Below are 8,760 nucleotides of genomic sequence, written 5' to 3' on the forward strand. Positions count from 1 at the left end.
GCCGCTTGCGGTCTGTCAGCTGTTGGTCCCAGACAACTTCAAGCAGACGTTCTACAGATGATGAATGGCGCGACCTGCGCATGGGGTGCAGTCAAGGACCATGCGGACTTTCAGCGATGCGCACAGCGAACTGGCAGTCAGCGCGGTAGCCTGCTGAGCTGTGGCCCATTGATAACTGATGCCATGCGATCACTTGGACGCGAAGATGATTGAAGCCAGTCCGTGAAGGCCTGTGGCGGCATTCAGGCGGCGGCCTGAGCCTGAAGGCCAGGCTGATCTAGATGACGCCGAGCACCAATGCGTGTGCGCCGATCCACCAGGTCAGGACCAGCGCTCCAAGGAAGGGGCTGACAAACAGCAGGCCGCCATACAGAATCGACACGATGGCACCCAGGATCAGCAACCAGCGTCCGTGGCTGGTCTTGAGGCAAATCGCCGTTCCCAGCATCACGGCTCCCGACATCAATGCCCAGGCTGCCATGATGAAGACGAAGGCCAGTATGCTGATATCGGGCCAGATTGCCGCGGCTACGCCGATCGCTATTCCGACCAGGCCGTTGAGGAGAAGCAAGGCCCAGCGCTCTTGCCTGCGGGCGCCGCGAACGGCCTGCGCGATGCTGAGGGCACCGTCCAGGATGGCAAAGGCGGCGAACACGGCCACCAGCGCAAGTATCGTCGCTCCGGGGAGGACAAAGGCACCGATGCCGAAGAGGATGGCGAGCACACCGCGCAGCGCGTCGATCCACCAATTGCCTGCAAGCATCAAGTTCCTGGCATCCGACAGAGCCGCGTCGCCGAATTTGAACCAGGTCATTTGACCCTCCACTGGCAGGATTTGTGGATTGAGAGGCGCCGTTCGCGGGACAGCAGGGTTCCGGTCTTCTTCGTGCGGCGCCAACGGCTCTATTCTTCCGGGATGAGGCTCCCGATAAATCCACGCGGGCGGATCGCTGGCAGGAAAGGACTCGTCGCTGGCCTCGTCGATCGGGTCGTTTGCTTCTCCCCGAGTGGTGCCGCGCAGGCCATGCTCACCGTGTTGTGGCGCGCGCCCCGATGATTCTGGTGGGACTGTGGATGAGGACATGATCTTCACCTTTGGGGCGCGCGCCGGCTTCGGCGTCAGGGACTGACCACAATGCGATTGTCGACCTTGACGACGCCCGGCGCACGCCAGGCGGCACGCTCGGCCTCCTGCCGCTCAGCCCAGGATCGGACGGTGCCCTTCAGGGTCCCCACCTGCGCTTGCTGATCCTCGATGATGATCCGCTTGTCGGCGAAACGGTGCGGATGATGGCCGCGTCCATCGGTGCCGAAAGCGCCTATTGCCGGACCACCAATGAGTTCTTCACGCAAGTCTCTGAATGGGGTTCCAGCCACATTCTGCTCGACCTGGTCATGCCCCGCATCGATGGTGTCGAGGTCATCCAGCGGCTGGCAGAGATGGGCTGCCAGGCGACGCTGATCATTGTCAGTGGCGTCGATCGCCGGGTGCTGGACGCCGCCCAGCGTTCGGCAAAACAGCATGAGCTCCCAATCGCGGGCGCCCTGTCCAAGCCGTTCAGCCGCAGCGCTCTTTCCACGTTGCTCGAGACGGGAAACGCCACGCCAAAGCTCAGACTGGTCATGCCGTCACCCAATTCGACACCGTCCAGCCAAGACCTGGCGCGCGCATTGTCGGAAGGCGAGATCGGCCCGGTTTTTCAGCCCAAGGTGAGATGCAGCGACGGCGGCTTGATCGGCTACGAGGCGCTGGCGCGCTGGACTCGCGGCGACACGCTCGTTTGCGGCCCTGATATATTCGTGCCCCTGGCGGAGCAGACCGGACAGGCGGCCAGGCTCAGCGAATACCGGTTCCTGCACCATGACGGCTATGCTCTCAGCATCATCGACCGCGGATCCGTCATTCGAGACGAGAGTGGCAGGGCGGTGCGGATGGTGGGCAGCATGCTCGATGTCACCCCGCGGCGTGAACTCGAGGGCCGCTTGCGGCAGGCGCAGAAACTCGAAGCCATGGGCCAACTCACAGGCGGTGTCGCGCACGACTTCAATAACCTCCTGACCGTCATACTGGGCAGTGCCGAGCTGCTCTGCGATGCGCTGGAGAGGGGTACGCAGCCGCACCTGCTGGCCGAAATGATCTCGACGGCCGCTCAAAGGGGGGCCGAGCTCACGAGCCGCCTTTTGGCCTTTGGGCGCAAACAGCCCCTGCAACCGCGCCTTCTCGACCTCGGCGACCTGATCGCCGGCATGGAAGCCATGTTGGTACGCACACTGGGCGAGCACATCGATGTCCAGGTCAGCCGGCCGGACGACCTATGGGCGGTCGAAATCGACCCGGCTCTGCTGGAAAGCGCTGTTCTCAACCTGGCCATCAACGCCCGCGACGCCATGGGCGATGGCGGCAGCCTTACGATCAGCATGGCCAACACGACCTTCGACACCATCCAGGCGGTTGCTGCCGATGTCGCGCCCGGGCAGTATGTGGTGCTGACTGTATCCGATACCGGCCACGGCATCGCCCCTGACCTGCTGTCCAAGGTCTTCGAGCCCTTTTTCACCACCAAGGAGATCGGCAAGGGATCGGGTCTGGGGCTGAGCATGGTCTATGGCTTCGTCAAGCAATCAGGCGGGCACATCCGGCTCCGGTCCGAGCTGGGCCACGGAACCTCGATCAGTCTCTATTTCCGCAAGTCCATGCAGGTCCTGACGGCATCGCCCGAGGACTCAGCGCGCCGGGCGCCCGAGGGCGGCAGCGAATTGATCCTGCTTGTCGAGGATGATGCCATGGTCCGCCGTCACGTCTCGGGCCTACTCGGAGGATTGGGCTATCGCGTCCTGGAGGCGACCGCCGCGACCCCGGCCATGGAACTGCTCGCGGCCAATCCCGACGTCACGCTGCTGTTCACCGACATTGTCATGCCCGGTGGCGTCAATGGCGCTGACCTCGCCAAAATGGCGCAGGGCTTGCGGCCCGACCGCAAGGTCCTGTTCACCTCTGGTTATACCGAGAACGCCATCGAATACGACGGCCGCGTCGATCCAGGCATCGAGCTGCTCGGCAAACCCTATAGCCGCGACCGGTTGGCAACCAGCCTGCGCAAGGTCTTGCGATAGCCTGAAATCTGGCGCGGCCGGCCGATGCCGATCGCGCTCAATGGCGAGAGCGATTGCCGGTGCGCCTCGTTTCGTGCGCAGGTTACGCCTTTGTGCCCACTTGATCTGCCCGCCCTGCCTCCTTATTCATGGCGGAGAGTTCTCAGGGCGGGGTGAAATTCCCCACCGGCGGTAATTGTGTCTTTGTGCACATCAGCCCGCGAGCGCCCATCCTTCGGGATGGGGTCAGCAGACCCGGTGTAATTCCGGGGCCGACGGTATAGTCCGGATGGAAGAGAACCAATGATTGTCGACGCGCGCTTTCCTATCATCGGAGGGCGCGTGCTTGTCGTCATTTGCCCTGGAACTCGTCTGAATTGACGACGAGACGGGCATGAACAAAGACGCAGACATACTCAATCCCGAACTTTCGCCGCAGCTCATCCTGCGCGCATTTTCTCGCGCGCTGGAACTGGCGAGGGCACATGAAGGAGCCACGGCGCCCAATCCGCCCGTCGGCTGCCTGTTGCTCGACCCCTATGGGCGGGAACTGGCCAGCGGGGCGCATCGGCGGGCCGGTCTGCCCCATGCCGAGGCCGAGGCCATCGCCCAGACCCATGCCGCTGGCCTGGCCGATAAAGTCCACACCGTCGTGGTGACGCTCGAGCCCTGCAATCACCACGGCCGCACGCCACCCTGTGCCGAGGCCATCCTGGCAACGGGTGCACGACAGGTATGGATCGCATGCCGCGATCCGAACCCCCAAGTGAAGGGGGGCGGCGCCGAACGCCTGCGCGCGGCCGGTCTCAGGGTAAATTTCCTCTCGGAGCTGGACCATCCATCGGCCCATTTCGTGTTGGCCGAGGCGGAACGCCTCATCGCACCGTTCGCAAAGCGCGTCCGGATGGGGTTGCCCTTCATCACGATCAAGCAGGCCATCTCGTCCCTAGGCAGCATGGTGCCCGCGGTCGGACAAAAGACCTTCACCAGCATCGCATCGCTGGAACTGGCACATAGGTTGCGGCGCCGGGCCGACGCCATTCTCACGGGTTCCGGGACGGTGCTAGCGGATGACCCGCTATTCACCGTGCGCCTGATCCCCGACCATCCGGACAAGCATCGCATGCTGGTTCTTCTGGACAGGCGGCGGCGCATTCCTGAGCTCTATATGGACGCTGCCCGACAACGTGGCTTTTCGGTGCATCTGGCCGATGACGTGCATGAAGCGCTGCAAACGATCGGCGCTGCCAAGGGCATGGAGGTGCTGGTCGAAGCCGGCCCGACCGTAACGACGCACATGCTGTCGGCAGGTCTCTGGGACGAGCACTTGCTGATCGAACAGGCCGCCAATGCTGATGGCACCGACCGGGTGACCGTTCGCTGCCAGCCGGCTCCCCAATCTTATTCACAAGGAAAGGAAAGAGATGTTCTCGGGCATCATTGAAAAACTGGCGCGGGTGAGAATGGCCGCGTCCCGCGGCGGGTCGCTGGAAATCGAACTCGACAGCGGCTGGCCGGACCTCGCGCTGGGTGAGAGCATCGCCGTCAATGGCGTGTGCCTGACGGTCACCCAGTTCGATGAAAACGGCCTTGCCCGCTTCTTCATCAGCCCCGAAACCCTGGCGCGCACCAATCTGGGTGGCTTGGCAGTGGGGCAATACGCCAATCTGGAGCGTGCGGTGACCCTCGACACGCGGCTCTCCGGCCATCTGGTGCAGGGCCATGTCGATGGGCTGGCGCAGCTGATCGAGCGGATCGAGGCCGACGGCGCCTATCGGCACGTCTTCCTGCTGCCCTCAGCCTTGGGACGCTATTGCGTCGAAAAGGGCTCCATCGCCCTCAACGGCATCAGCCTCACCATCAATGGCCTCGATGACCGGGACGACGGCATCGCGGTGCTCGTGACCATCATCCCGCACACCTGGGAGCACACCAACTTGAAAACCCTCGCCATCGGCGACGCCCTCAATGTCGAGGTCGACGTCATGGCCAAATATGTGGAGCGGCTATGCCTGCCCTATCTCAAGCCCTGACCCAGTTGCGCAATGGCGGCATGGTGATCCTGGTCGACGACGAAGATCGCGAGAACGAAGGCGACTTGGTCATTGCCGCCGAATTTGCGACGCCGGAGGCGATCAACTTCATGGCCCGTCATGGACGAGGCCTCATCTGCCTGGCGTTGACGGGCGAACAGGTGGACCGGCTCGGCCTGCCCCCAATGGTGGCCAACAACCGGGCCCGCCGCTCGACCGCCTTCACCGTTTCCATCGAGGCCGTCGACGGGATCACCACCGGCATTTCCGCGCATGACCGGGCCCGGACGATCCAGGTTGCAGCGGCTCCCGACGTCCGTTCTGGCGACATCGCCTCTCCGGGCCATGTCTTTCCGCTGCGGGCCGCCGACAATGGCGTCCTGGCGCGCGATGGCCATACCGAGGGGGCGATCGACCTCATGCGACTGGCCGGGCTGCGGCCCGCGGGCGTCATCTGCGAGGTCATGCGGGACGATGGCGAAATGGCGCGACGGCCCGATCTCGAGGTCTTTGCCCGGGAGCACAAGCTGCCCATTCTCACTATCAGGGACATTATCGCCCATCGCCTCGCCAATGAAACACTGGTGGACGAAGTGGCGCGGTCCGAACTGCCCACCGAACACTCCCCGCTTCCCCTGGAGGTCCGCGCCTTTCGTAGCCGGCTGGACGGCACCGAGCATCTGGCGCTGCTCCGTAGTCCTTTGGGGCGTACACCGCTGGTGCGCCTGCATTCGGAATGCCTGACCGGGGACGCGCTCGGATCACTGCGATGCGATTGCGGGCCGCAACTGCAGGAGGCCCTGCGCCAGATCGCCACCGGTGACGGCGGCGCCCTGATCTACCTGCGCGGTCAGGAAGGCCGCGGCATTGGGCTTGCCAACAAGATCCGCGCCTATGCCCTGCAGGACCTGGGGCACGACACCGTCGAGGCCAATACCGCGCTGGGTTTTGTCGCCGATGCCCGCGACTACGGCATTGCCGGGCAGATCCTGCGCTCGCTCGGTATCGACCGTCTGCGGCTGTTGTCGAACAATCCCGACAAAGCCCTGTCCCTCGAAAAATTCGGCATCCACGTCGCCGAGCGCGTGCCGCTCGAAATCCCGGCCAATCCCTATAACTGGCGCTATCTCGCGACCAAGCGGGACAAATTCGGCCACACCTTCACCCACCAGGACCATGAGAACCAGAATGCCTGAAAACGCACCCCGCCTTGCCATCGTCGTCAGCCAGTTTAACCTGGAGGTCACCCATGGGCTGCGCGATGGCGCACTAGCCTATCTCGCCGAGAATGGTGTTTCGGTCGCGCCGGACAACATCTATTCAGCGCCAGGCGCCTTCGAAATTCCGCTCATCGCCAGGCGGCTCGCGCAGTCCGGCTTCGACGGCGTCATTTGCCTGGGCTGTGTCATCAAGGGCGATACGGCCCATTTCGAATATATCAGTGAGGCCACCGCTCATGGCCTGATGCAGACCGGGCTCGAAACAGGCAAGCCCATCACCTTCGGTATCCTGACCACCTATACCGACGAGCAGGCCATCCTGCGCAGCCGCAAGGACGAGCACAACAAGGGCCGCGAAGCCGCGGCTGCCTGCCTGGAAGCCCTTCGAGCACTCGACGCGATCGGCGACTAGCCTCTAGTATCGAGCGATGCGGCCCTGCCGTTCTTTAAAGTCGGCAGGGCCTGTTGACGGTTCGTTTTTGGACCATGGCCGTGCCCAGCAAGCGGCGCAGATCTTCTTTTCACGCCCGGCGGCAGATTTCGAGACCGTGCTGGTCCTGCAGACCGTGCAGTCATGGCAGGGGTTTCCCTTCCTAGCGCGTCTCTCGACGCGATTCGGCGTGCCGATCTTTGCGTCGCAGCGGCGTCCAGACCATGAGCATGGGCGAGGCCAAGGCCGGCGGTGGCCGGGGGCTCAGCGACATCATCTACGTCAAGCTGGGCCGCTCGATCATCGGCGAAGCTTTCCGGGCGCAGGCGAACTTGTGTTAGCAAGAGAGCTTTTGACCCCGGAAGGAAGGTCTTTTGCCGTGATGCTGGCCGTTGTCGCCAGTCCGCTCCTAGACGCATTCATCAAGGAGCGGACATTGAGCGAACGGACGTCCTGAGCGGATGGATAGCTCGGGAGCAGTGTCGTCGGTCACAGCTTAGCGCTGAAAAGAGGCAGTTCCTATCCGCGCCCGCGATAGGTCGGCACACCTGTCTCGGGAAGCCAGACATGTTGTGGTACAATGCCAGTCTGCCAGAACACATCGATTGGGATGCCACCACGCGGGTACCAGTACCCTCCGATCCGTAGCCATCGGGGCTCCAGCAGGCTCGTCAGCCGGCGTCCGATCGATACTGTGCAGTCCTCATGGAAGGCGCCGTGGTTGCGGAACGACGTCAGGTAGAGCTTGAGCGATTTGGACTCCACCAGCCAGTCGCCCGGAACATAGTCGATGACCAGATGGGCAAAATCTGGCTGACCTGTCACAGGGCACAGAGAAGTAAACTCCGGCACCGTAAACCGCGCGACATAGTCTGTATCGGCCTGTGGATTGGGCACGCGCTCCAGAATGGCGAGTTCGGGGCTGTCTGCCGCCTTGGTCTCACGACCAAGCTGCGTGACTTGAAGAGAGAAGTCGGTCATGCCAGTGCTCCAGCGAGTTGCCGTTCCTGCCGCTCATCATATGAGCGTAGCCAGTAGATGAAGGGAATGGCGACCAGAACCATCAAGCCTTTGCCAACGATCTGCCCCCACATCAGCTCAATACTGCCGAATGCCAGCTGCAGGAAGATCAGGGTGTCGAGAAACAAGCCGACCATGCTCGAGGCGACGACAGCCAGCACCAGGCCTCGGCGCTGCAATGGAGTATAAACACCCAGGTCGGCCAGCTCTGAAACAAGAAACGCAACCACTGAGGCAAACACCAAAGCAGGCGGGGCGACCAGCACCGACAATATAGCCCCAAAGGCAATTGCAGTAATGGTCCAAGCCAGGCCGAGGCGCCGCTGCACCAGATCCCGCAGCACAAAGGCGAGTCCTGCCACCATGACACCGCTCGGCGCCAAAAGTCCCGGAGCGACGGGAATCAAGCATGGGCCATCGGGAGGGCAGACAGTTCCCACATTGCCGATCATCCAGTTGGCGAGTGGAACAGTTAAGGCGAAAGCGGCAAACAGGGCAAGGCCCTCGATCCGCCGCCGCGTATCAAGACGAGATAACATTGAGTTCTCCTGCGGTCAGGCAAAACAGACCTGCGCCGGATTGCGATAGCCGCAGCCAGCACCGGAGTGCAAGAGCCTGCACCGGGAAAGGGAGATGCTGGTACTGCCAATATGGTGTCTTGAGAGACTCAAGACAGGCGGCGGGGCCTCCCGTCCCTTGTTGTGGCGGTCCTCGGTTACTTGATGAAGGACGAACGGCCTATCATAGCCCGCACTATGCGTTTATGGCCGTTTCCATCATTGACGTTTACTGGGGCTTTAGGAACCACCGGCGACGCTAGTCAGCCACCCTTCGCATTCCAGCGGTTCTCAAAAACCAGGTCCGCCAGCGGGATACGCATCCGCCATCCCTTCTGCTCTAGTTCAGGTGATGCGAAGAAGCTATCGACTCTGCCGACGCAAAGGTAAGCGACCAGCCGGATCGG

At 62.7% G+C, this 8,760-nt stretch carries 9 protein-coding genes and 1 riboswitch; of the genes, 5 read left to right on the plus strand and 4 right to left on the minus strand.

Annotated elements, in window-relative coordinates:
* Positions 1–277: 277 nt before the first annotated feature.
* Complete coding sequence (locus A3840_RS15285; RefSeq protein WP_067458698.1) at positions 278–814, minus strand: HdeD family acid-resistance protein; 537 nt, start codon at positions 812–814, stop codon at positions 278–280.
* 305 nt (positions 815–1,119) lie between these two features.
* Positions 1,120–1,377 (minus strand): BON domain-containing protein, encoded by a 258-nt coding sequence (locus A3840_RS20210; protein ID WP_342669901.1) that lies wholly within the window; start codon positions 1,375–1,377, stop codon positions 1,120–1,122.
* On the opposite strand from A3840_RS20210, the gene A3840_RS15295 reads away from it, so the two are divergent.
* The 5 genes from A3840_RS15295 to ribH all read left to right on the plus strand — a co-directional run bounded on the left by A3840_RS15295 (position 1,291) and on the right by ribH (position 6,758).
* Positions 1,291–3,114, plus strand: coding sequence for an ATP-binding protein (locus A3840_RS15295; RefSeq protein ID WP_245676639.1), 1,824 nt, complete (start codon positions 1,291–1,293; stop codon positions 3,112–3,114). The two genes, A3840_RS20210 and A3840_RS15295, sit on opposite strands and share 87 nt — an antisense overlap.
* Before the next feature lie 134 nt (positions 3,115–3,248).
* A riboswitch (FMN riboswitch) is annotated at positions 3,249–3,398 on the plus strand.
* A gap of 89 nt (positions 3,399–3,487) precedes the next feature.
* Positions 3,488–4,537, plus strand: a complete 1,050-nt coding sequence (ribD, locus tag A3840_RS15300) for a bifunctional diaminohydroxyphosphoribosylaminopyrimidine deaminase/5-amino-6-(5-phosphoribosylamino)uracil reductase RibD (RefSeq protein ID WP_067458707.1) — start codon at positions 3,488–3,490, stop codon at positions 4,535–4,537.
* A complete protein-coding gene (locus A3840_RS15305; RefSeq protein WP_067458710.1) occupies positions 4,518–5,126 on the plus strand; it encodes a riboflavin synthase in 609 nt (202 codons plus the stop codon). Before ribD ends, A3840_RS15305 begins: the two co-directional genes overlap by 20 nt.
* On the plus strand, positions 5,102–6,322 hold the full coding sequence (locus tag A3840_RS15310) for a bifunctional 3,4-dihydroxy-2-butanone-4-phosphate synthase/GTP cyclohydrolase II (protein WP_067458713.1): 1,221 nt from the start codon (positions 5,102–5,104) through the stop codon (positions 6,320–6,322). The genes A3840_RS15305 and A3840_RS15310 overlap by 25 nt, the downstream gene beginning before the upstream one ends.
* Complete coding sequence (gene ribH, locus A3840_RS15315; protein WP_082903945.1) at positions 6,315–6,758, plus strand: 6,7-dimethyl-8-ribityllumazine synthase; 444 nt, start codon at positions 6,315–6,317, stop codon at positions 6,756–6,758. Before A3840_RS15310 ends, ribH begins: the two co-directional genes overlap by 8 nt.
* Positions 6,759–7,295: 537 nt before the next feature.
* On the opposite strand, the gene queF is transcribed toward ribH, so the two are convergent.
* The gene (queF, locus tag A3840_RS15320; RefSeq protein ID WP_067458719.1) at positions 7,296–7,757 is read right to left on the minus strand and encodes a preQ(1) synthase; all 462 of its coding nucleotides are present in this window, start codon (positions 7,755–7,757) and stop codon (positions 7,296–7,298) included.
* Positions 7,754–8,335 carry a VUT family protein gene (locus A3840_RS15325; RefSeq protein ID WP_067458722.1) on the minus strand — a complete coding sequence of 194 codons (582 nt, stop codon included), beginning with the start codon at positions 8,333–8,335 and terminating at the stop codon, positions 7,754–7,756. Before A3840_RS15325 ends, queF begins: the two co-directional genes overlap by 4 nt.
* Between the last annotated feature and the right edge of the window lie 425 nt (positions 8,336–8,760).

The sequence above is a fragment of the Devosia elaeis genome, from assembly GCF_001650025.1.
Classification (GTDB): Bacteria; Pseudomonadota; Alphaproteobacteria; order Rhizobiales; family Devosiaceae; genus Devosia; species Devosia elaeis.